Source organism: Niveispirillum sp. BGYR6 (assembly GCF_027568365.1).
Classification (GTDB): Bacteria; Pseudomonadota; Alphaproteobacteria; order Azospirillales; family Azospirillaceae; genus Niveispirillum.
Window position 1 is genome coordinate 64,515 of record NZ_JANLNL010000003.1, and the last position, 21,725, is coordinate 86,239.

The window sequence follows — 21,725 nt, forward strand, 5'->3', positions numbered from 1 at the left end:
GCCTTACCGGCACACTCCAAGGCCGATAAGCAGAACATGAATGGGGGAAACCTGCCATGGCGGGCCGCGTCTTTACAATCGCACAGCAGAAGGGCGGGGCGGGCAAGACGACGCTGGCCATCCATCTGGCCCATGCCTGGGCGCAGGCCGGGCGCAGCGTCGCCCTGGTGGATATCGATCCGCAGGGCAGCCTTTCCGCCTGGTATCAGCAGCGCGTGGCGGCCTTAGGCGAGGGGCGCACCGGCCTGACCCATGCCCAGCTTTCCGGCTGGCGTACCCAGCGGGAGGTGGAAAAGCTGGTGCAGGCGCATGAGGTGGTGGTGATCGACAGCCCGCCCCACGCGGAGACAGAGGCACGAATCGCCGTGCGCGCCGCCGATCTGGTGGTGGTGCCGGTGCAGCCCAGCCCGATGGATCTGTGGGCCACCCGCCCTACGTTAGAGCTGGCCAAAGCCGAAAAGCGCCCGGCGCTGATCGTGTTGAACCGGGTGCCGGCGCGGGGACGTCTGGTGGATGCGGTGGCGGAAAAGGCGGCGGAGCTGGGTGTACCGGTGGCCGTATCGCATCTGGGCAACCGCATCGGTTTCGCCGCCGCCCTGATGGAAGGGTTGACCCTGTCGGAAACCGAACCGCGTTCGCGTGGGCGCGACGAGGTGGAGGCGCTGGCCGCAGAGATCTGGGATTTTGCCGGCCGGCGATCCCCCGGATGAACGCCGGCCGTTTCCCCTTTGCCGCAATGGGCGTGACGGTTCAGCCGGCACCTGCCTCGGCCCCGACAATCGCCTGAAAATCAGCCAGCACCTGCGCCGCCATGGCACGGAGCTGGCTTTCCACCTGATCGAAGGACAGGCTGGCGGCGGCGTCCGGCAAGGCCACCTTGGCCAGTTGCTGTTTCAGCCCGGCCGGGGCCTTGGCCGCGTCGAAGGCGCCATCGGTGGTCAGGCGCAGGAAGCCCTGCACCCGCCGCCAGGTCTTGTGTGCCTCGATCAGCCGGTTGGCGGTGTCCACCGGCAGGAAGCCGCTGTCCCCCAGCCAGGCGAGCGCCCCGGTGGTGTTGGTGTCCAGGATTTCCGGCTTCTCCGGGCCATGCAGCAGCATCAGATATTGGGCGATGAACTGGATGTCGGTCATGCCGCCACGCACATGCTTCACCGACCAGATATCATCCGTATGATGCTGCTGGTCGATGCGGTTGCGCATGGAGACAACGTCCTGGCGCAGCTTTTCCGCATCGCGCCTGCTGGTCAGCACGGCCTTGATTTCCGCCGCCAGCCGGGCCCGCAACGGTGCCGGCCCCGTCACCGGGCGGGCGCGGGTCAGTGCCATATGTTCCCAGGTCCAGGCACTTTCCCGCTGATATTTGGCGAACCCGTCAAAGCTGACGGCCAGCGGCCCGGCATTGCCGCTGGGGCGCAGGCGCATATCCACCTCGTAAAGCTGCCCCTCTGCCGTCTGGGCGGTGATGGCATTGACCAGCCGCTGGGTCAGCTTGATAAAATAATCGTTGGTTGACAAAGGCTTGTCACCGTCCGACTGGCTCACCCCGTCTGGCACCTCATAAACCGTGATCAGGTCCAGGTCAGAGCGCAGGGAGAGCGAGCGGGCGCCCAGCCGGCCCAGTGCGATGACGGCAAAGCCCGCCCCCGGCACCCGGCCATGGCGGCGGGCGAATTCATCTTCCACGACCTTTTGCAGGCCGACCAGCGCCACCTCCGCCACATCGGTCAGGAAGGCCCCCAGCCGGTCAGCGTCGGAGATATGGCGCAGGATATGCACCCCGGCGCGGAAGCGATGCTCGCTGGTCCAGCGCCGGGCAAGGTCTAGATACTCCTCGAAATAGCCAGCCCCGCCCAACAGGGCTTCAAACCCGGCTTCCAGCTCCTCCCGCCCCGGCAGCGGATCGAAGAAGCCGGGCAGCAGCACGGCATCCAGTGCCGCCGGGCGGCGGGCCAATTGTTCGGCCAACCGGGGGGCGGTGCCCATCACCTCTGCCAGCAAATCCAGCAGGTTGGGGTTGGCATAGAACAGGCTGAAAAGCTGCACGCCCGCCGGCAGCCGCTCCAGAAATTCGTCGAATTTCAGGAAGGCCTGATCGGGATGGGCCGTGCGGCCAAAGGCGGCCAGCAGGGTCGGCACCAGCTCGGTCAGCAGTTCGCGCGCCCGCTGGCTGCGGGTGGCGCGGTAGCGGCCGTGATGCCAAGCCCGGATCTGGCCGGCGATGGCAGACGGGTTGGCATAGCCCATGGAGCGCAGCGTCTCCATGGTTTCCGGGTCATCCTCCGTCCCGGTGAAGACCAGATTGCCGGGACCGGACAGGGTCGGGCTGTCGGCGAACAAGCCATCATAATGGTCCCCCACCACACCCAGCGTCTCCAGCAAGGCTTGCCGGAAAGACTGATCATCGGCATAGCCCAGGAAGGCGGCAATGCGGGCCACCCCCTCATCGGATTTCGGCAATTCGTGGGTCTGCTGGTCATCCACCATCTGCACCCGGTGTTCCACCGTGCGCAGGAAGCGATAGGCGCGGGACAGGTCGTCGGCGACGGATTGTTCCACCCGCCCCGCCTCCACCAGCGCATAGAGCGCCTGCACCGTGGCGGGCACGCGCAAGGAACGGTCGCGCCCGCCATAGATTAGTTGCTGGGTCTGGGCGAAGAACTCAATCTCCCGGATGCCGCCGCGTCCGATCTTGATATTATGGCCGTTGACGGTCTTTTCCCGGTGGCCCTTATGGGCACCGATCTGGCGCTTGATGGAATGGATGTCCTGGATGGCGGCGAAATCCAGATTCCGGCGCCAGATGAAATGGCGCAGGATATCCATGAAGGCCTCACCCGCCACCAGATCGCCGGCCACCGGCCGGGCCTTGATCATGGCGGCGCGTTCCCAGTTCTGGCCCAGGCTGCTGTAATAGGCCTCTGCCGCGGAGACGCTGACCGCCACCGGCGTGGCGCCGGGATCGGGACGCAGGCGCAGATCGGTGCGGAAGACATAGCCATCCGCCGTGCGCTCATCCATCAGCCGCACCAGTTCGCGGGTGATGCGCACGAAGGTGCGGGTCATCTCCCCATCCGGCACCTGCACGATGCCATCATCATAAAGCACGATCAGATCGATATCGGAGCTGTAATTCAGCTCCCGCGCGCCGAACTTGCCCATGGCCAGCACGATGAAGCCGCTGCCCCGTTCCGGCTCCTCCGGGAAGGGTAGCACCAGCTTGCCCGACGCGGCCGCCTGCCGCAGCGCCAGCCGAGTGGCCAGTTGCAACGACGCCTGGGCGAAATCGGACAGGGCGCCGGTGACCTGTTCCAGGGTCCAGGCACCGGCCATGTCGGCCAGACCGATCAGCAGGGCGGCGCGGCGTTTGGCCACGCGCAGGCCCTTCATCACCCGATCGGTATTATTGTCGGCCCCATACTGGGCCCCCATATCGGTCAGCAGGTCAGCAAAGGCGGTATCGAAGCCTTTTTCCACAATGGCGCGGAAAAAGCCGATCTCTCTTAAAAGGGCGGTGCCAAGGAACGGACTATGTCCGAAAATTGTTTCAAGCACCGTCCGCCCTTCCGGTTGATCCATGAAGGTGCGGGCAAATTCGGCAAGCGCCGTATCAGCAGTGGAGCGGATGGCATCAAGCCAATGTTCCAGGCCAACGGCGGCACGTTGCACATCACCGGGAAGCGGGAGGCTTTCTTGATTGAATATAAGGCGCATACCGGGCTATCCCAGAGGTGGGTCGGGCGCGGGCCACAGTGCGCCGCCTGCCCGACCCAGGTCAAGCCCAGCCGGATAGCGCCCGAGATCCTTCATTGATGTTCCGCCGAAGCGCCCTTATCCTGTTGGAATTACTGGCTGGCCTGTTGGCGGTCGTGGTGCTGGGTGGCGGGTTCCTTGCCTGGCAGCTGACCAAGGGCCCGATCCCCATTGATTTTGCCACCCGCTATCTGCAACAGGCGCTGAACGCCCAATCCACCATGCGGCTGGATCTGGGGGAAACCATCCTGGCCTGGAACGGGTTCGGCAGCCGGGTCGATCTGCGCCTGCGCGGCGTCACTGCCTATGGCAGCAGCGGGACCGTCATCGCCGCTGTGCCCGAGGTGCGGCTGGGCCTGTCGGTGCCGGCTTTGCTGCGCGGCACCGTCGCCCCCACCCGGATCGAGCTGGTGGAGCCAAGGCTCTATGCCGAGCGCACGGCGGACGGCGAATTTCGCCTGGATATCCGCAGCAGTGATGAGGAACTGGACCCCGATGCCGGTGCGCGCATCGCGCGCGAATTGCTGGCGGCCCTGCGGGAACCGCCCGACCCGCTGAAACAGACCGGCGCCCTGCGCGACCTGCGGGTGACGCGGGCCCGGCTGGTGGTCAATAATCTGGCCACCGGCACGGTCTGGCAGGTGCCCCGGCTGGACCTGCGCCTGCGCCGTGGCAGCAGCGGTGTCTTCGGTACAGCCGCCGCCGATATCGATATGGGCGGCAAGATCAACCAGATCGCCGCTGAAATCGATTATCGCCTGTCCGATGGCGGCATGAATGTGCGCACCGCCCTGGCCGATCTGCGCCCCGCCGATTTCGCCCAGCTGGCCCCGGTGCTGGAACCGCTGAGCGCGCTGGAGGTGACGCTGGACGGCTCCATCACCATGGAGGTGGATGAGAACCTGAACCCCACCGCCATGGTGATGGGTCTGACCGGCAAACAGGGAAGGCTGGTGCTGCCCGATCAGCTGCCGGAACCGCTATCCTTTGACAGCGTCTCCCTGCATGGCCGGCTGGAAGATGCCGGCCGCCGCCTGATCCTGGATCGGTTCAACCTGGACCTGACCGGCCCGGCAGACCTGACCGTCACCGGCACCGCGCACCAGAAAGGCGACGTGATCCATCTGGCGCTGAAGGAAGAGCTGACGGGGCTGCCCATGGCGGACCTGAAGCGTTACTGGCCCCTGGGTGTACAGGAAAGCACGCGCGACTGGATGGTCGGCAATCTGGCCGATGGCACCTTCACCAGCACCATTTTCACCCTGGAAGGCACGTCACCGGCCAAGAAACCACTGGATATCAAGCCGACCAAGCTGGAAGGGCGTATCGCCATGTCCGGCTTCACCGTGCATTACCGCCGCCCCCTGCCGCCGGTGAAGGACGTGACGGCGGAGGCGACGTTTGATGGTGCCACCTTCGCCATCGATATCAAGTCCGGCAAGCTGCTGGATATGCAGGCCGGTCCCGGCCTGGTGCGGATTACCGATCTGGATAAGGAAACCATCCAGAAGATTGATATCAAAGTGGCGCTGGCCGGCCCGGTCTCCTCCGCCCTGACGGTGCTGGATGCCGAACCCCTGCATTATGCTGGCAAGGTGGGGCTGGTGCCGGGCAGCGTCAGCGGGCAGGCCAAGGTCGACATGCATTTCGCCTTTCCGCTGATCGCCAAGCTGACCATGGATATGGTGGCGCTGGATGGCACGGCGAAGCTGGCCGATGTCGCCGTGCCCAACATTGTTGCCAATATCAGCGCCAGCCAGGGCCAGCTTGATCTGACCGTCGATTCCCACAAGCTGGATGTCACCGGCAAGACGCTGCTGAACGGCGTGCCGGCCGATATCGCCTGGACGGAGAATTTCGACGATACCGCCCCGTTCGGCACCCGGGTCCAGGTGCTGGCCCGCCCGGATGATGCCCAGCGCGCCGCCTTCAAGTTGGATTTCCCCGATTGGCTGAACGGCCCCGCCGGGGTGGACATGACCTATACCCGCCGGGGCAGCGGGCCGGCGCGGGTGGAAACCATCGATACGGCCCTGGACCTGACCCCCAGTGTCTTGCGCATTGATGTGCTGGGCTGGCGCAAGGAGGCCGGCAAGCCCGGCCGGGGCACGGCCAATATCCGCTTCATCGATGGCAAGCCGCTGGTGATCAGCGGCTTCACGGTGGAGACGGAGGAATTGCACGCCAGCGGCAGCGCCCGCCTGCGCGAGGATGATTTCGGCATGGATCACCTGCTGCTGGAAAGCTTCAAGCTGGGTGAAAATGATGCCCGCATCGATCTGCGCAGCACCGACCGGCAGGGCGGCATGGCCATTGATGTACGCGGCCCCGCCTTTGATGTCCGCCCCTTCCGGGGCAAGAAGAAAAAGGGGGAGGCCGATACCCATCCGGCGGAACCGGCAGAGCCAGCCGAGCCGGCTAAGCCACCCGCCATGGCCATCAGCTTTGACCTGGGCCGCGCCATCATGGGCGATGAAGGCCGGGTGATCCGCAATGCGCGCGGCCGCATGGAACGCGACAGCGATATCTGGTTCCGCACCGACCTGGATGCGGACGTGGGGGAAAAGGGCCGGCTTTCGGTGCGTTATGGCCCCGATGCGGCCGACCCGCGTATTCTGACCCTGGAAATGGCCACCGATGATGCCGGGGCCACCCTGCGTAACCTGGATGTGATCAGCCAGTTGAAGGGCGGCAGCCTGACCATCAATGGCCGCAGCGCTGCCGACGATCCGGCCAAGGCGGTGAATGGGGAGGCCGACCTGCGCGACTATCAGGTGCAGGATGCGCCGGTGCTGGCGCGGCTGCTCTCCGCCGCGTCCCCGCGCGGCTTTGCCAATTTCATGTCCGGCCAGCCCATCGCCTTTTCCCGGCTGCATGGCCAGTATCAGTGGAACAGCGGCGGCATCTCCCTGCGCGACATGCGCACCTCGGGTTCGCAGGTTGGGCTGACGCTGGAAGGCAATATCGACCTGAAGAAGGGCCACGCCCAGCTGCAGGGCACGATCGTGCCCTTCTCCACCGTCAACAAGCTGCTGGGGGCCATCCCGCTGCTGGGCGATCTGCTGGTGGGCGGCGAAGGCCAGGGCCTGTTTGCCGCCACCTATACGGTGAAAGGGCCGCTGGATAATCTGCAGACGGGCGTAAACCCGCTGGCCGTGCTGGCACCGGGCTTCCTGCGCAACCTGTTCTTCCTGCCCCCGCCCGCCGGCGAAGCCCCGCCGAAGGAGGAAAAGGCGCCAAAGCTGCCGAAGCCGACCAAGGAGAAGAAGGGCGAAGCCGCCCCGGCCCCGGCCCCGGCCGCGACAGAAGCGGCAGCAGGCGAACCCGCCCCGTCGCCGCCGCCATCACCGCCGTCGCCATAAGGTTGACCAGGCTACCCCTGCGGGGGCCGATTTTCAGCCGCACTGCCGTCGGGCAGTTCGAACCAGAAGATGGCCCCGCCGCAGGGGTTGGGCTGACAGCCAATCTCCCCTCCCATGGCGGTGACCAGATAACGGGCTGTGGCCAGCCCCAGATTGCCCTGATCCGCCGGGCGTTGCGGGCCTAGGTCGCTGCAAGCCGGGGGAAACGGGTCGAACAGAAGGGCATCGGGTGCCGCACAGGAAATGCCCGGCCCCTGGTCGGACAGGCTGAAACGCAGGTGGCCGGATCGCAGCCCCTGGCTGATGTCCAGCTTGATTTCCCCCTGGTCGGTGACGCTGACAGCATTGGCCAGCAACAGCCCCAGCACCTGTTGAAGGCGCATCGGGTCGCCCCGCATCCTGTCGGACAGTCCCGGCTGCTTGGCCAGCAGGAAGCTGACCGGCTTGTCCGGTATGGTCCGTTTGGCGGCGTAAAGGCTGCGCCGGGCCAGATCATCCAGCGAAAATTCCAGTAATTCCAGGGTAATGCCGGTCGATCCCAGCCGCCCGTAATCCATGCCGGCGCGCAGAACGCCGCCCAGTTCGCGGGCAGTCCCCAATAACATCTCCGCATATTCCAATTGTGGTGCCGGCAGCTTTTCCGCCGCCAGCATTTCGGCAAAGCCCAAAATGCGGCTCAGCGGATCACGAACCTCCTGGTTCATCCGGGTCCAGAAATCTTGTTGCCGGCGCAGGGCCGCCTGCAGGGCCAGCAGGTTCAGGCGGGCTTCCCTTTGTTCCTTGTCCAGCATCAGCCGTTCAGCGGCGGATTGGGCCAACTGTTCCAGCAGCGCCACCTTGGCCGCATCAAAATCCGCCCGGGGCTGGTGGTCCATGACACAGAAGACGCCCAGGACATGCCCAGCCTCGGAAAAAACCGGTACGCCAGCATAAAAGGCGATACAAGGCGGGCCGGTGACAAGTTCGCTCAGGCAGAATTCCGGATCAGTTGTCAGGTCTGTCAGAACCAGGGGGGCTTCACTGCGCAACACACGCATACAAAAGGTGTCGTCGCGCGGGGTGGGGCCAATGCGAATGCCGTCGCTTGCCTTGGGCCATAATGTTTGCCCATCAATCACACTGACCATCGCCATCGGCATATCGAACAGGTGGCGCGCCAACCCCGTCAGCCGGAGAAATCGGCTGTCCAGGGCTGGCGCTGTGCCGCAATAGGCGGCGAAGGCCTGCAGCCGCACCTGTTCTGCGGGGTTGCCTACATTCATGGCGATGTTCCGAGGTTGCCCGTAAACGAACAATCGGGTGTCAGCACCATTCTGTCAATTTGACCAGCCGTATAGAACGACTGTTATAAAACCTCAAAGAGACTGTACCGCCTTCAATACAGCCTCCACATGGCCGGGCACTTTCACCTTGCGCCAGATTTGCCGGACCACGCCTTCCTTGTCGATCAGGAAGGTGCAGCGTTCGATGCCCATATATTTCTTGCCATACATGTTTTTTTCCACCCAGGCACCGAACTGCTCCGTCACGTCGCTGTCGGCGTCGGATGCCAGGATGAAGGGCAGCTTGTACTTGGCCTTGAACTTGTCATGGCTGGCCACGCTGTCTTTGGAAATGCCGATGATGGTGGCATCCACCGTTTCGAAATGCGGCAGGCTCTCGCCAAAGCCGCAGGCTTCCGCCGTGCAGCCGGACGTATCATCCTTGGGATAGAAATAGATCACCACATTGCGGCCGCGCAGTGCCGACAGGGTGACGCTGCCATTGCCATCCGTCGGCAGGGTGAAATCCGGTGCCATTGCACCGATGGAAAGGGTCATATCAGTTTTCTCCGATGGGTTGACGATGGGACGGCTATCAATTAGCCCACCAGCAGCGTCAAAAAAGGGCAGGGAAATGATCAATATCGATTATGTGCGGACCATGGTGGTCTATGGAAGCTGGATGAACCGCCGCCTGCTGGAGGCCAGTGCCGCCATCCCCGACAGCGATCGCCGCCGCGACATGGGGGCTTTCTTCAAATCGCTGCATGGCACGCTGGATCACCTGCTATGGGGCGATCTGATCTGGATGCAGCGTTTCATCGGCAGCCCTGTGCTGCAGCCCAGCCCCGATGGGCTGATCTGCCCGGCCTGGGATGATCTGGTGGCACAGCGTGCCGCGGCCGATGCGCATATGCTGCACTGGGCGGAAAATCAGCTGACGGTGGAATGGCTGGCAGCACCGCTGCGTTATGGCAGCAAGCTGGCGCGTCGCCAGCGCGTCATGCCGGCTTGGGTGCTGGTGACCCATATGCTGAACCATGGCACCCACCATCGCGGTCAGGCGACCACGCTGATGAAGCAATTGGGCGTTGATCCCGGCGTCACCGATCTGGTGGCCATGCCGGCCCTGTTCGACGGTTCGCTGGGGATTGTGGCGCAGGATGAACCCTGGGACGGGGAATGAAGCAAACAGGCGCCGGCCGCAGCCGGCGCCTGTCCTGCTGCTGATTACAGCTGCTTCAGGATGTAGTCAGCGCTGGACACTTCGAACGCGCCCGGCTTTTCCACTTCCAGGCGGGTCACCACGCCATCGTCGGCCACCAGGGCGAAGCGCTGGCCGCGATGGCCCAGATTATAGGCGGTGCCATCCATTTCCAGGCCCAGGGCCTTGGTCAGGGTGCCATTGCCATCGGGCAGCATGGTGACCTTGCCGGCGGTGTTGTTGGCCTTGCCCCAGGCCTGCATGACGAATGGGTCATTCACGGCCAGGCAGACGATTTCTTCAACGCCTTTGGCCTTCAGCGCCTCGGCATTATCGACAAAGCCGGGCAGATGCTTGGCGGAGCAGGTGGGGGTGAAGGCACCCGGCACCGAGAACAGCACCACCTTCTTGCCCTTGAACAGATCGTCCGTGCTGATCTCCTGCATACCCGACTCAGTCAGATGCTTCAGGGTGACCGACGGAACGCGGTCGCCAACCTTAAGGGTCATCGCTTGGTTCTCCCCATGGGGTGCGTGTGGGTGGATGATGCATAGGTTCTAGGCTGTGGACCGCCCGACGGCAAGGTGGGGATGGATCAGTCGGGAAATTAACCCACATTCTTCGCATGGAGACTGATATCATTCCCCCCATTATCCTGTTGAGCCGATGCCCATGAAGCAGCCCATCAAACAAGCCGCTGACCGGCCGGACAAGCCGGTTAACCCGTCTGGTGATTCGCTGGCCGGGCAGTTCCTGGTTGCCATGCCACAGATGCCAGACGAGCGATTCGCCCGCACCGTCATCTATATCTGCGCCCATAGCGGGGAAGGGGCCATGGGGCTGGTGGTCAACCGCCTGTTCCAGGGCGTGGCCTTCCCCGACCTGCTGGAACAGCTGCATGTGGAGGTGGAGAAGCCCCGCGGCAGCCTGCGCGTCCATTATGGCGGCCCGGTGGAAACCGGCCGCGGCTTTGTGCTGCATAGTGCCGATTACCTGCGCGAAGGCAGCATGGCCGTGACGGAAGAGGTGGTGCTGACCGCCACGGTGGATATTTTGCGCGCCGTGGCGGAAGGGGCGGGGCCGAAAAAGGGCTTCCTGGCCCTGGGCTATGCCGGCTGGGGGCCGGGCCAGCTGGATCAGGAGATGCAGGCCAATGGCTGGCTGAACGTGCCGGCCGATGCCGCCCTGCTGTTCGATCCCGACCTGGATCATAAATGGGAGCGCACGCTGGCCCGGCTGGGCATCGACCTGTCCATGCTCTCCGCCGATATCGGCCACGCCTGATCTTTTGATCCGAGGGGGCGGCTGTTGTGTTAACGATCCGGCCGCGCGGACCCGCGCGGCTGCGGTCGGCCCCGGCCTTGCCCGTCTTTCGTCTTACTCCAGACGCAATCATGGGCTGTTCTGGGCGCTGGGTGTGCCTGGATGGGTGCCGGACCGCCCGCCCGCGAAAGCCAATAAGGATGCGAGAGACCACCATGAAGCCTTCCCACCTTCTGTTGCTGGCCCCGATGATGCTGCTGGCCGCCTGCGCCGGCGTGCGGGATGACAAGGCCGGCGCCACGCGCAATGGCAGCGGCGCCTATGATGCGGCAGCGGCCGGAACCGCCGGCCAGGGGCAGGGCTATGGCGCCACCCCGGTGGACAGCAGCACGCTGAACAGCAACCTCTCCCCGCAGCAGCAGCTGGCCAGCATCGGCGACCGGGTCTTCTTCACAGTGGACCAGTTTGAAGTATCGGCGGAGGCCACGGCCACGCTGGACAAGCAGGCCGCCTTTCTGCGCAGCAACCCCAATATCAGCCTGACCATTGAAGGCCATGCCGATGAGCGCGGCACGCGCGAATATAATCTGGCGCTGGGCCAGCGCCGGGCGGATTCGGTGCGCCGTTACCTGATCGCCAGCGGCATTGAAGCCAGCCGCCTGCAGACGGTCAGCTTTGGCAAGGAACGCCCGGCCGTGGCCGGCAGCGGCCAGGCCGTTTGGGACCAGAACCGCCGCGCGGTGAGTGTGGTGAACTGATCCCACCCTCCCTTGATCGTGACCGATCCAGGGAGGTTTCGTGTTCTCTTCATGCACTGGTCCCGATGGCATTCTCCCATCGGGACCGGCACGGGCGAACGTTAAAAGAGGGTGGGGGAGGCGTTGCGCCCGGCCAGCAGGCTTTGCGCTGCCGCACGGGCGGCCTCGGTGATTTCGGCACCCGACAACATGCGGGCCAGTTCTTCCAGCCGCTCCGCGGTGGACAGCGGCACCACTTCGGTCACCGTGCGGCCGCCGGCTGCCTTCTTGCGCACATTCCAATGGTGGGCGCCACGGGCGGCCACCTGCGGGCTGTGCGTGACCACCAGCACCTGCAGATTATGGTCACCCAGCCGGGCCAGCCGTTCACCGATGGCATCGGCCACGGCCCCGCCCACGCCGGTATCCACCTCGTCAAATACCAGCGTCGGCACCGTACCCACCTGGGCCAGTACCACCTTCAGCGCCAGCATGAAGCGGGCCAGTTCACCGCCGGAGGCAATCTTGGCCAGCGGGCCCGGCGGGCTGCCGATATTGGTGGCGACCTGGAAGGCGATATCGTCGATGCCGTGCGGCCCCCAGCCTTCTTCCCCCTGCGGTTCCACCTTGGTGACGAATCGGGCCTTTTCCAGCTTCAGCGGCTTCAACTCGGCGGCGACCGCCTGATCCAGCTTGGATGCCGCCTTCGTGCGGGCGGCCGACAGGGCCTTGGCGGCCTCCAGATAGGCGGCCTTGGCGGTTTCCGCCTGGGCGGCCAGCTTCTGCAACAGGTCGCCCTGATCTTCGATCAGCGACAATTTGCGCGCCATTTCCGCCCGCAGGGTCACCAGCCCGTCGACGTCGGTGCCATGCTTGCGGGCGGCGGCGCGCAATGCAAACAGCCGCTCCTCGATCTTGTCCAGATTGCCGCCATCGGTATCCATGTCGGCCGACAGGGCCTGAAGCGAACGCGCGGCCTCGCCCACATCATTGGCGGCCTCATCCAGGGCGCTGATCACCGGGTCCAGCCGGCCACCGGCCTTTTCCGCCAGCCGGGACAGGGTGCGCAACGCGCTGGCCAGCGCCCGTTCGGCCCCGCGTTCGCCGGACAGTTCCCCGTTAGCCTGATTGATGCCCTCAATCAGCTTTTCCCGGTGCTGCAGCACCACGCGCTGTTCGGCCAGCCCCGTCTCTTCCCCCTCATTGGGGTCAAGCTGGTCCAGCTCCTCCACCGCATGGCGCAGGTAATCTTCCTCGGCACGGGCGCGGGCGGCATCGTCGGCAGCGGTCAGCCGCGCCTGTTCCACCTGCCGCCAGGCCCGCCAGGAGGCCGACACCTTCTGCTGGCGGTCGGCCAACTGCACATAATCATCCAGCAGGTCGCGGTGGGTGCGCGGGTCCAGCAGGCCATGGGTATCGAACTGGCCATGCACCTCCACCAGCGTTTCGCCCAGCCGGCGCAGCAGGGTGACCCCCACCGGCTGATCATTGACGAAACAGCGGGAACGCCCATCCGCCGTCAGGGTGCGGCGGATCACCAGCGTATCCTCCACCTCCAGATCCTGTTCGCGCAGGATGGCGAAGGCGGGATGGTCCGGCGTGCGGCTGAGATCGAACTCCGCCGTCACGCTGGCCTGCTCGCTGCCATGGCGGACCAGCCCGCTATCGCCGCGCGCACCCAGCGCCAGCCCCAGCGAATCCAGCAGGATCGACTTGCCGGCCCCGGTCTCCCCCGTCAGCACGCAGAGACCGGCCTGGAACGACAGTGTCAGCCGTTCGATCAGCACCACATCGCGGATCGAGAGCGTCACCAGCATCGGATCATTCCCGGACGTTTATGAAGCGGCTTGGATCAGATCAGAACATCCAGTCCCAGGCGCGGGTCAGGAAGGAGGGCTTTTCCCCGCGCGCGGCCCGGTTCATCAGGGCATAGGTATCCTGATACCAGACGCTGCCGGGATAATTATGGCCCAGCAGGGCGGCATTGGCCTGCGCCTCTTCCCGGATGCCCAGGGCCAGATAGGCCTCCACCATGCGGTGCAGGGCTTCGGGCACATGGCTGGTGGTCTGATACTCGTCGATCACCCGGCGGAAGCGCTTGATGGCGGCGACATATTCGCCGGTATTCAGATAGAAGCGCCCGACTTCCATATCCTTGCCGGCCAGATGGTCGCGCGTCAGATCGATCTTCAGCTTGGCATCGCGGGCATAGGGCGTGGTGGGGAAGCGGCGCACCACCTCATTCAGGGCCTTCAGCGCCTCTTCCGTCGTGCTCTGGTCGCGGCGCACGTCGGTGATGCGCTCATACTGGCAGAGCGCCTTCAGATAATAGGCATAGGGCGCATTGCGGTTGCCCGGATGCAGGGCGATGAAACCATCCAGGGCGGCGATGGCATCGTCATACTTCATCGCCTCATAGTGCGAATAGGCAGACATCAGCTTGGCCCGCACCGCCCATTGGCTGTACGGGTGCTGGCGCTCGACCTCGTCGAACAGCAGGGCCGCCTTGGTATAGTTCTTATTGTCGATGGCGTTGGACGCCTCGGTGTAGATCTGCTCCACCGGCCGCTCGACATAGGGGATCTCCTCCTTCTTGCCCGAGCAGGCGGTAAGGAGCAGCAAGGCGGCCGGCACCAGGTAACGGGCGACGGCGGACGGGCGGACGGTGCGGGGCGTGCGAAGCATCGGCAATGACAACCAAGCTCTGGGGCATGAATGCGGGAAGCCTTATAGCACGCGCGGGACGGCACCCGCCAAGCGGCAAACGACGCGCTATCATTACATGCACGCTTTTGCCGCCAAATCCTGGCGGAACAAAGGCATTTCAGCGCAGATCAGGGCGCGCGGCGTTCTGTCCGGCCTGAATTTCCGGCAAATGGCGCAGAGATTCGTCAAAGCGGGCCCGTAAAGCAGCGCCCGCGTCGTCGTTGCGGAAGCAGACATGCAGGCTTTTTTCCTCCAGCAGCCGGCCATTCAGCCGCAGGGCGGCGCGGTGGGGAATCAGGTCCGGGTCGGTGGCCAGCAGATATGACAGCACATTGCTGTCAATCACCACCAGATCCAGCCGGCCCGCCGCCAGCTTGCGCAGGTTGGTGGCGTCATCGACCGCCGGTTCAACGTTCAGCCCGCCGGCGGCGGCCAGGGCATCGAATTCCGGATTATTGACATAGCCGCGCACGGTACCGATGCGCCGTCCGGCCAGATCGGGGAGCTGTGTCCAGGGTGCCGGTGCATCCACCCGTTCGGCAAAACCCAGCGGGCTGCTGCCAATCGGCTCCGACAGCAGGCAGTGGCGTGCCATCGTGGCATCCCGATATTCCGGGAAATAACCCTGAAAATCGGGGTCATGCAGGCCGCTGGTCAGCGCCCGCTGCCAGGGCAAAAAATCCACCTGCAGCGCCAGGCCCGCCCCCGCCAGGGCGGCCTGAACGATGGCAGTGGAGCGCCCCTGTGCGGGCAGGTTCGGGCCGGTGAAGGGTGGCCAGTCCAGGCTGGCCAGCCGCACCGAAGGCCCCGTCTGTGCCTGTGCCATGGCGGAAGAGCCCGGAAACCAGCCCAGGCCGATCAGCAAAAGGACAAGACGAAAGGCGCGATGCTGGATCATGGCCTGAGCGCGTGAGTGTCTGGAACAGGATGACCGATCCTATATGGGTTCCGCGACGACTTTATGAACTATCCGTTGGATTGCCGCCGGCCAAAATGACACCGGCCGGACATCATGGATGTCCGGCCGGGCAGAAAATGCAGGTAAAAGAGCGGTGTCGCGGAAACCGCGCGGGAGATCAGGCAACCGTGGCCAGTTCTTCCTGCCAGACCGGGGCATCTTCGATGCGGTAATTGGCCGGATCGGCGAACAGGGCGCGCAGGACGGCGTTGTTCATGCCGTGACCGCCACGGATGCCGTGGTAATGGCCCAGGATCTGGCCACCGGCCAGATAGAGGTCACCCACCGCGTCCAGGATCTTGTGACGGATGAATTCGTCCTGGAAGCGCAGGCCGCCTTCATTCAGCACATGGTCGCCATCGATGACCACCGCATTATCCAGCGACCCGCCCAGGCCCAGACCGGCCTTGCGCATCTGTTCCACCTCATGGGCGAAACCGAAGGTGCGGGCGGCCGACACTTCAACCTTGAAGCTGGCCGGGTCGGTCAGCCGCAGGCTGCCTTCCTGGCGGCGGATCAGGGCGGTATTGTCATAGATGATCTCCGCCCGGAAGCTGGAGGTCGGGGCCGGGCTCAAGGTCACCTTCTTGTCGCCATCGACGGCGCTGACTTCCTTCAGCACGCGGATCACGCGGCGCGGCTTTTCCTGCACGCGGGTGCCGGCGCATTCGATCAGGAAGATGAAGGGGGCCGAGCTGCCATCCATGATCGGCACTTCGGCGGCGCTTACCTCCACATAGGCATTGTCGATGCCGCAGCCGCGCAGCGCGGCCATCAGATGTTCGACCGTGCCGATGGTGGCGCCATGTTCGTTGCGCATCAGGGTGCACAGACGGGTATCCACCACCAGATCCCAGCGGGCGGGGATGATCCCCTGGCCTTCCGGCAGATCAGTGCGGATGAAAACGATACCGGTATCGACCGGGGCCGGGCACAGAGTCAGATGGACCCGACGGCCGGAATGAAGGCCGATGCCCATGCAATCGATCGTGGAATTCAGAGTCTGTTGCCAGGACATGGTATGTCCCCTTTTCCGATCAATCTAGACAGTGCCCCCATGCGAAGCGATCCCGTTGCCTTGCCCCCACCCTTCCCTGGTTGGGGTTTGCGTCGCGTTCCCTTCCCACCGGGCGTCCCATTCACGGGGCGTTGCAACGCAGCAATGGCATCCCTTCACGACCTCACCATGACGCCTGTCCCGGCAAGACACAAATCACTCTTTATTACCGATTGTTACGCACCTGTCGGATAACAGTATGATCTGACGTCACAATTTTGCCCAGATCGGTTAAGGGCAAAACAGAAGGGCCGGCCCCCGCCGGGCCGGCCCTTCATGATGCAACGCGATAAAGCCTTGATTGCGAACGATGTTCAGTTTGCCTGACGGCGCAGGAAGGCCGGGATGTCCAGCATATCCTCTTCGCTCTGCGGGGCCTTGGCGCGGGGGGCGGCCTCGGCCGGATGGGCCTGCGGGGCCGCTTGCGGCACCGGGGCCGGTGCCGGCTGGGCAGCCGCGCGGGACTGCTGGGGCTGGAACTGCGGCGCCGGTTGGGCCTGCGGTGCGGGGGCCGGCTGCGACCGTTGGGCCGCCTGATTGCCGCCACCCAGGCCGAACATCCGGCTGAACAGCCCGGCCTTCTTTTCCGCCGGCGGCGGGGTGAAGCGCTCCGGCACATGGTTATTGCTGCGCGGCGCCCCTTCCGCCGGACGCGGCGGGATGAAGGCATCGTCACGCCGTGCCGGTGCCGGCGGGCGCATATCCACCGGGCGCAGTTCCTGGGTCACCGGGGCATGGTGGGCGGCAGCTTCCGCCACCGGTTCAGCAGCGGGGGCGGCCTCTGCCATGGCGGCCGGCTGCTGGGGCGCCAGCGGGGCCGGCTGCATCGGCACAGCACCCGGCAGCGGGGCCGGGGTCATGGCGGGATAATGCGGCGTGGCGGCGGCACCGGGAATGCCGGCCGGCTGCATGACCGGGCGGGCGGGGATGCCGTTGGCGGTTGCGGCGGTAGCGGCCGGGACGGGCGGCACCGAGGGGGCACCGGGACGCCGGGCGGCGGCATTGGCGGCCGGCAGGGGCTGCGGCTGGGCCACCGGGCGCACCTGCTGGCCAGCATTATCGATACCGGTGGCGACGACCGACACCCGCATCTTGCCGGACATATGTTCATCGAAGGTGGAACCGAAGATGATGTTGGCTTCGGGGTCCACCTCGTCGCGGATGCGGTTGGCCGCCTCATCCACCTCGAACAGGGTCATGTCATGACCGCCGGTGATGTTGATCAGCACGCCACGGGCACCCTTCATGCTGATATCATCCAGCAGCGGGTTGTTGATGGCGGCTTCGGCGGCGTCGATGGCGCGGTTGTCGCCCTCCGCCTCGCCGGTGCCCATCATCGCCTTGCCCATCTCGCTCATCACGGTGCGGATATCGGCAAAGTCCAGGTTGATCAGGCCCGGCATCACCATCAGATCGGTGACACCGCGCACGCCCGCGTGCAGCACATCGTCGGCCAGCTTGAAGGCATCGGCGAAGGTGGTCTTCTCCGTGGCGATGCGGAACAGGTTCTGGTTGGGGATGATCAGCAGCGTGTCGACATACTGGGCCAGTTCCGTGATACCGGATTCGGCCGTGCGCATACGGTGCGCCCCTTCGAAATTGAAGGGCTTGGTCACTACGCCGACAGTCAGAATGCCCTGTTCACGCGCCGCGCGGGCGATGACGGGCGCAGCGCCCGTACCCGTCCCACCGCCCATGCCGGCGGTGATGAAGCACATGTTGGTGCCGTTCAGATGGCCCAGAATCTCTTCCAGCTGCTCTTCCGCCGCCGCACGGCCGACATCGGGGCGCGAACCGGCCCCCAGGCCGCGGGTGATGGTGGAGCCCAACTGAACCCGCTTGGTGGCCAGATTGCCCTGCAGGGCCTGGGCGTCGGTATTGGCGACCACAAACTCGACCCCTTCCAGATTGGAACGGATCATGTTGTTGACGGCATTGCCGCCGGCACCGCCGACACCGAATACGGTGATGCGGGGTTTGGTCTGTACTTCGACGCTGGGGATACCGAGTTTCAGGCTCATTTGGGGCAACTCCTCTGGCGGGGGAGGGGGTCTTGGGCGGTGGCCCTGGGGCAGGGCCGAATCATCGGGGAAATGGGGGATCAGGCTTTGGCTGCCGGTGGGCGGGCGCTGGCCTGAAAGCACGGTCTTCGTCGGCGATCCATCATGGCGGCGGTTCCATCTTTACAGATTCTCCCGCAGCCAGAGGTTCACCCGGCCCCACAGGCTGGACGGTTTCTCGTCCAGCGGGCTGAGGGCCGGCATCTCATGGGTCTGTTGCATCGCATAGGCCAGCAGGCCGGCGGCAGAGGCAAAGGCCGGGCCCGACAGGTTGCTGGCCAGCCCGCCGATACGCAGCGGGCGGCCCAGCCGCACCTGCTTGTCCAGCACATTGGCGGCCAGTTCGCGCACGCCGGCCAATTGGCTGCCGCCACCGGTCAGCACCACGCGGCGGCCGGCGGCCTTGGCAAAGCCCGACCCTTCCAGCCGGCCGCGCACCAGCTCAAAAATCTCCTCCAGCCGGGGCTGGATGATGCTGACCAGATAGGATTTCGGCACATGGTTGCCCTGGCCGCGCTCTTCCTCCCCCACCTGGGGGACGTCGATCATCTCCCGCTCGTCAGAGACGGCGGCGGCGGCACTGCCATGCAGGGTCTTCAGCCGCTCGGCATCCACCACCGTGGTGGTCAGGCCGCGGGCAATATCATTGGTGACATGCACACCGCCCAGCGGAATGCTGTCGCACCAGACCATTTTGCCATCATTGAACACGGCGATGCTGGTGGTGCCGCCGCCCATATCGATCAGGGTGACGCCCAGATCCATCTCATCTTCGACCAGACAGGACAGGCCGGAGGCATAGGGGCTCATCACAAACCCCTCCACCCCCAGATGGCAGCGCCCGACACAGGTGGTCAGGTTGCGCACCGGGCTGGCGGCGGCGGTGACGACATTCATCCGCACGCCCAGCCGTTCGCCCACCATGCCGCGCGGATCGCGGATGCCCTTGGACCCGTCAATGGCATAGCCGACGGGGATGGAATGGATCAGCTCGGCATCGGCCGATACATCCAGCCGGCGGGCCTGGGCCAGGGCCCGGCGCACATCGGCATCGGCGATTTCCGGCCCGATCACGGGGGTTTCCACCGTCAGGGTCTGGCTTTCCGGCTGGCCGCCGGACAGGCTGACCAGCACCTGGCGGATCTGCTCACCCGCCATGGTTTCCGCCGCATGGACGGTGGTACCGATGGCGGTCTCCGCCGCTTCCATATCGACAATGCCGCCGGAGCGTACGCCCCGGCTGACCTGATGGCCGATGCCGACCACGCGGATGGAGCCGGGATCGTCCACCTTGGCGATGAAGCACACCACCTTCGTCGAGCCCACATCCAGGGCCGCGATGGTGCCGCCGCGCGTCACCTTGCGCGGGCCTTTGCGGGTATTCAGTGCGCCGGGAAATGCCATGTCCGCCGCCCCTCAGATCTTCTGCTTCTTTTCCGGCGGCTTGCGCCGCAGGTCGGCCGCCATGGCCGAGGTCTGGATGGCCAACCGGTCGGGCATCCGCAGGTCGATCGACACCACATCCTTGTCCAGCACCTGATTGGTCTGCTGGATCAGCGCCAGCTGGTGCAGGGCTTCCGGCACCTCATGTTCGGGCAGGCGCACATCAATGCCATTCTTCAGTTTCAGATCCCAACGCCGGCCAGCCACCAGGATGGCGGCCTCCACCCGGTCGGCGATGGTCTTTTCCGCCGCCAGTTGGCGCAGCAGTTCCGGCCCGCGCGCCGGCGCATCGGCCCCCACCAGCATGGGCAGGTTGGGCCAGCGCGACAGGTCTTCGTCCGTCAGCACCACGCCATCGGCATCCACCAGCCGCAATTGCCGGTCATGCTGCCACAGCGCCATCGGCTTGCGTTCCTTGATGGCGATGAAGATCGTGTCCGGCAGGCGGCGTTCCACCCGCGCTTCCGCCACCCAGGGGATCTGTTCCAGCGCCAGCCGGGCAGTGTGGGGATCAAAGGCCAGGATCGGGCTGCCACGCTGCACGCCCAAGGCTGCCAGCATGTCGGTCTTCGCCGTGCGTTTGCGCCCCTGCACAAAAACTTCCCCGACCGACAGGCCGGCATCCATTGATGCGTGCATGAACTTGTCGGTCACCAGGGAGGTCAGCATGGCGGCCTGCCCACTGGCCCAGGCCCAGCCCCCCACGGCCGCCAGCAGCAGCAAGGGGGAGGCCGTGCGGCCGATGCGCATGGCAGGGCCGGCCCAGCGCGGCATGGCGCGGCGGCGATTGGCCTCCTGCGCTGCACGCAATGTGGCCCGCCGCGCCGTTTCGGCGAAGCGGGCCCGTGGATTGTCGGGGATGGCGTCGGGGTGCGTCACACGTGGCATCGGGCTCGCTCCACTATCCAGGCGCACAGATCGGCATAGGCGATGCCGCGCGCGGCGGCCTGTTCCGGCAACAGCGACAGCGGCGTGAAGCCCGGCTGCGTGTTGGTTTCCAGAAAACACAGGCCGCTGACGCCGGGCTTGCTGTCATCCCAGCGGAAATCGGAGCGGGATACCGGCTCACAGCCCAGTACCCGATGGGCCAGCAGCGCCAGGCGCTTGGCCTCTGCCGCCACCTCTGCCGGGATCTGCGCCGGGCAGATATGGGTGGCGCCGCCATCGGTATATTTGGCGGTATAGTCGAAGAAATTCTGCGTCGGCACGATCTCCGTAACGGCCAGCGCCTCATCCCCCATGATGCCGACCGTCAGTTCCCGACCGGGGACGAACTGTTCCACCAGCACCTTGTCGCCATAGACCCAGGCATCTTCCGCCAGCACGGTGAAATTATCGCCCACCTTGACGATGCGCACGCCCACGGATGAGCCCTCATCCACCGGCTTCACCACATAGGGCGGGGGCAGCACATGGCCGGCCAGCACCTGATCCTTGGTCGCCACCACGCCATCGGCCACCGGCATTCCGGCGGTGGCCAGCAGGCGCTTGGTCATTTCCTTGTCCATGGCGATGGCAGAGGATTTGACGCTGGAATGGGTATAGGGCAGGCCCAGATATTCCAGCACACCCTGGATCAGCCCATCCTCCCCACCCCGCCCGTGCAGGGCATTGAACACTGCGTCCGGGCGCGGGTGGGACAGGGCGGCGATCAGGGACGGCAGGTCGCGCTTCACATCCACACGGGTGACGCGGTAGCCCTTGTCTTCCAACGCCGTGGCAATATTGCTTCCGCTGACGAGCGACACTTCGCGCTCGGCAGACCAGCCACCCATCAGGACGGCGACATGCTTCGCGTTCGTCTCACCCATCACACCAAACTCCCCCACGGCCCGCATACACCAGGATGCGGGCGTAATGGCCGAACATTTCGGCAACTTTTGCACAAACGCAAGATTTTGTGTGACGGCCAGCATATCCGCC

At 65.1% G+C, this 21,725-nt stretch carries 17 protein-coding genes; 5 read left to right on the top strand and 12 right to left on the bottom strand.

The annotated features are described in order from the left end of the window. The first annotated feature begins 56 nt into the window (after positions 1–56). Entirely contained in the window at positions 57–710 is a 654-nt protein-coding gene (parA, locus tag PCJ49_RS08485) for a ParA family partition ATPase (protein ID WP_269910562.1), read from the top strand. Positions 711–750: 40 nt separating this feature from the next. Here parA and PCJ49_RS08490 read toward each other — a convergent pair whose 3' ends face one another. Continuing rightward, positions 751–3,711 carry a bifunctional [glutamine synthetase] adenylyltransferase/[glutamine synthetase]-adenylyl-L-tyrosine phosphorylase gene (locus PCJ49_RS08490; protein ID WP_269910563.1) on the bottom strand — a complete coding sequence of 987 codons (2,961 nt, stop codon included), beginning with the start codon at positions 3,709–3,711 and terminating at the stop codon, positions 751–753. A 98-nt stretch (positions 3,712–3,809) separates the two neighbouring features. Between PCJ49_RS08490 and PCJ49_RS08495 the strand changes: the two genes are divergently transcribed. After that, entirely contained in the window at positions 3,810–7,112 is a 3,303-nt protein-coding gene (locus tag PCJ49_RS08495; RefSeq protein WP_269910564.1) for a DUF3971 domain-containing protein, read from the top strand. An 11-nt stretch (positions 7,113–7,123) separates the two neighbouring features. On the opposite strand, the gene PCJ49_RS08500 is transcribed toward PCJ49_RS08495, so the two are convergent. Both PCJ49_RS08500 and bcp read right to left on the bottom strand, forming a co-directional pair. After that, the gene (locus PCJ49_RS08500; protein WP_269910565.1) at positions 7,124–8,374 is read right to left on the bottom strand and encodes a GAF domain-containing sensor histidine kinase; all 1,251 of its coding nucleotides are present in this window, start codon (positions 8,372–8,374) and stop codon (positions 7,124–7,126) included. 93 nt (positions 8,375–8,467) lie between these two features. Further along, positions 8,468–8,932 carry a thioredoxin-dependent thiol peroxidase gene (bcp, locus tag PCJ49_RS08505; RefSeq protein ID WP_269910566.1) on the bottom strand — a complete coding sequence of 155 codons (465 nt, stop codon included), beginning with the start codon at positions 8,930–8,932 and terminating at the stop codon, positions 8,468–8,470. Between the two features lie 76 nt (positions 8,933–9,008). On the opposite strand from bcp, the gene PCJ49_RS08510 reads away from it, so the two are divergent. Then, positions 9,009–9,560 carry a DinB family protein gene (locus PCJ49_RS08510; RefSeq protein WP_269910567.1) on the top strand — a complete coding sequence of 184 codons (552 nt, stop codon included), beginning with the start codon at positions 9,009–9,011 and terminating at the stop codon, positions 9,558–9,560. Positions 9,561–9,604: 44 nt separating this feature from the next. Here PCJ49_RS08510 and PCJ49_RS08515 read toward each other — a convergent pair whose 3' ends face one another. After that, on the bottom strand, positions 9,605–10,087 hold the full coding sequence (locus tag PCJ49_RS08515) for a peroxiredoxin (protein ID WP_089286385.1): 483 nt from the start codon (positions 10,085–10,087) through the stop codon (positions 9,605–9,607). A 163-nt stretch (positions 10,088–10,250) separates the two neighbouring features. On the opposite strand from PCJ49_RS08515, the gene PCJ49_RS08520 reads away from it, so the two are divergent. Then, positions 10,251–10,862 (top strand): YqgE/AlgH family protein, encoded by a 612-nt coding sequence (locus PCJ49_RS08520; protein WP_269910568.1) that lies wholly within the window; start codon positions 10,251–10,253, stop codon positions 10,860–10,862. A gap of 194 nt (positions 10,863–11,056) precedes the next feature. Beyond that, positions 11,057–11,599 carry a peptidoglycan-associated lipoprotein Pal gene (pal, locus tag PCJ49_RS08525; RefSeq protein ID WP_269910569.1) on the top strand — a complete coding sequence of 181 codons (543 nt, stop codon included), beginning with the start codon at positions 11,057–11,059 and terminating at the stop codon, positions 11,597–11,599. Between the two features lie 101 nt (positions 11,600–11,700). Here pal and recN read toward each other — a convergent pair whose 3' ends face one another. From recN to PCJ49_RS08565, 8 genes are all read right to left on the bottom strand, one after another. Next, positions 11,701–13,395: a DNA repair protein RecN gene (recN, locus tag PCJ49_RS08530; protein ID WP_269910570.1), complete on the bottom strand. Its 1,695-nt coding sequence runs from the start codon at positions 13,393–13,395 to the stop codon at positions 11,701–11,703. Between the two features lie 40 nt (positions 13,396–13,435). Next, positions 13,436–14,263: an outer membrane protein assembly factor BamD gene (locus tag PCJ49_RS08535; RefSeq protein WP_269910571.1), complete on the bottom strand. Its 828-nt coding sequence runs from the start codon at positions 14,261–14,263 to the stop codon at positions 13,436–13,438. 139 nt (positions 14,264–14,402) lie between these two features. After that, complete coding sequence (locus PCJ49_RS08540) at positions 14,403–15,182, bottom strand: transporter substrate-binding domain-containing protein (protein ID WP_269910572.1); 780 nt, start codon at positions 15,180–15,182, stop codon at positions 14,403–14,405. A gap of 178 nt (positions 15,183–15,360) precedes the next feature. Continuing rightward, a complete protein-coding gene (gene lpxC / locus PCJ49_RS08545) occupies positions 15,361–16,260 on the bottom strand; it encodes a UDP-3-O-acyl-N-acetylglucosamine deacetylase (protein ID WP_269910573.1) in 900 nt (299 codons plus the stop codon). A gap of 353 nt (positions 16,261–16,613) precedes the next feature. Then, complete coding sequence (gene ftsZ, locus PCJ49_RS08550; protein ID WP_269910574.1) at positions 16,614–18,320, bottom strand: cell division protein FtsZ; 1,707 nt, start codon at positions 18,318–18,320, stop codon at positions 16,614–16,616. A gap of 162 nt (positions 18,321–18,482) precedes the next feature. Beyond that, positions 18,483–19,763 (bottom strand): cell division protein FtsA, encoded by a 1,281-nt coding sequence (ftsA, locus tag PCJ49_RS08555; RefSeq protein WP_089286395.1) that lies wholly within the window; start codon positions 19,761–19,763, stop codon positions 18,483–18,485. A 12-nt stretch (positions 19,764–19,775) separates the two neighbouring features. After that, positions 19,776–20,690 carry a cell division protein FtsQ/DivIB gene (locus PCJ49_RS08560; protein ID WP_269910575.1) on the bottom strand — a complete coding sequence of 305 codons (915 nt, stop codon included), beginning with the start codon at positions 20,688–20,690 and terminating at the stop codon, positions 19,776–19,778. Further along, a complete protein-coding gene (locus tag PCJ49_RS08565; protein ID WP_269910576.1) occupies positions 20,678–21,613 on the bottom strand; it encodes a D-alanine--D-alanine ligase in 936 nt (311 codons plus the stop codon). The genes PCJ49_RS08560 and PCJ49_RS08565 overlap by 13 nt, the downstream gene beginning before the upstream one ends. Between the last annotated feature and the right edge of the window lie 112 nt (positions 21,614–21,725).

Coding starts and splice junctions, on each gene's coding strand:
- parA (WP_269910562.1), top strand. CDS start 57: ATGGCGGGCCGCGTCTTTACAATCGCACAGCAGAAGGGCGGGGCGGGC.
- PCJ49_RS08490 (WP_269910563.1), bottom strand. CDS start 3,711: ATGCGCCTTATATTCAATCAAGAAAGCCTCCCGCTTCCCGGTGATGTG.
- PCJ49_RS08495 (WP_269910564.1), top strand. CDS start 3,810: ATGTTCCGCCGAAGCGCCCTTATCCTGTTGGAATTACTGGCTGGCCTG.
- PCJ49_RS08500 (WP_269910565.1), bottom strand. CDS start 8,374: ATGAATGTAGGCAACCCCGCAGAACAGGTGCGGCTGCAGGCCTTCGCC.
- bcp (WP_269910566.1), bottom strand. CDS start 8,932: ATGACCCTTTCCATCGGTGCAATGGCACCGGATTTCACCCTGCCGACG.
- PCJ49_RS08510 (WP_269910567.1), top strand. CDS start 9,009: ATGATCAATATCGATTATGTGCGGACCATGGTGGTCTATGGAAGCTGG.
- PCJ49_RS08515 (WP_089286385.1), bottom strand. CDS start 10,087: ATGACCCTTAAGGTTGGCGACCGCGTTCCGTCGGTCACCCTGAAGCAT.
- PCJ49_RS08520 (WP_269910568.1), top strand. CDS start 10,251: ATGAAGCAGCCCATCAAACAAGCCGCTGACCGGCCGGACAAGCCGGTT.
- pal (WP_269910569.1), top strand. CDS start 11,057: ATGAAGCCTTCCCACCTTCTGTTGCTGGCCCCGATGATGCTGCTGGCC.
- recN (WP_269910570.1), bottom strand. CDS start 13,395: ATGCTGGTGACGCTCTCGATCCGCGATGTGGTGCTGATCGAACGGCTG.
- PCJ49_RS08535 (WP_269910571.1), bottom strand. CDS start 14,263: ATGCTTCGCACGCCCCGCACCGTCCGCCCGTCCGCCGTCGCCCGTTAC.
- PCJ49_RS08540 (WP_269910572.1), bottom strand. CDS start 15,182: ATGATCCAGCATCGCGCCTTTCGTCTTGTCCTTTTGCTGATCGGCCTG.
- lpxC (WP_269910573.1), bottom strand. CDS start 16,260: ATGTCCTGGCAACAGACTCTGAATTCCACGATCGATTGCATGGGCATC.
- ftsZ (WP_269910574.1), bottom strand. CDS start 18,320: ATGAGCCTGAAACTCGGTATCCCCAGCGTCGAAGTACAGACCAAACCC.
- ftsA (WP_089286395.1), bottom strand. CDS start 19,763: ATGGCATTTCCCGGCGCACTGAATACCCGCAAAGGCCCGCGCAAGGTG.
- PCJ49_RS08560 (WP_269910575.1), bottom strand. CDS start 20,690: ATGCCACGTGTGACGCACCCCGACGCCATCCCCGACAATCCACGGGCC.
- PCJ49_RS08565 (WP_269910576.1), bottom strand. CDS start 21,613: ATGGGTGAGACGAACGCGAAGCATGTCGCCGTCCTGATGGGTGGCTGG.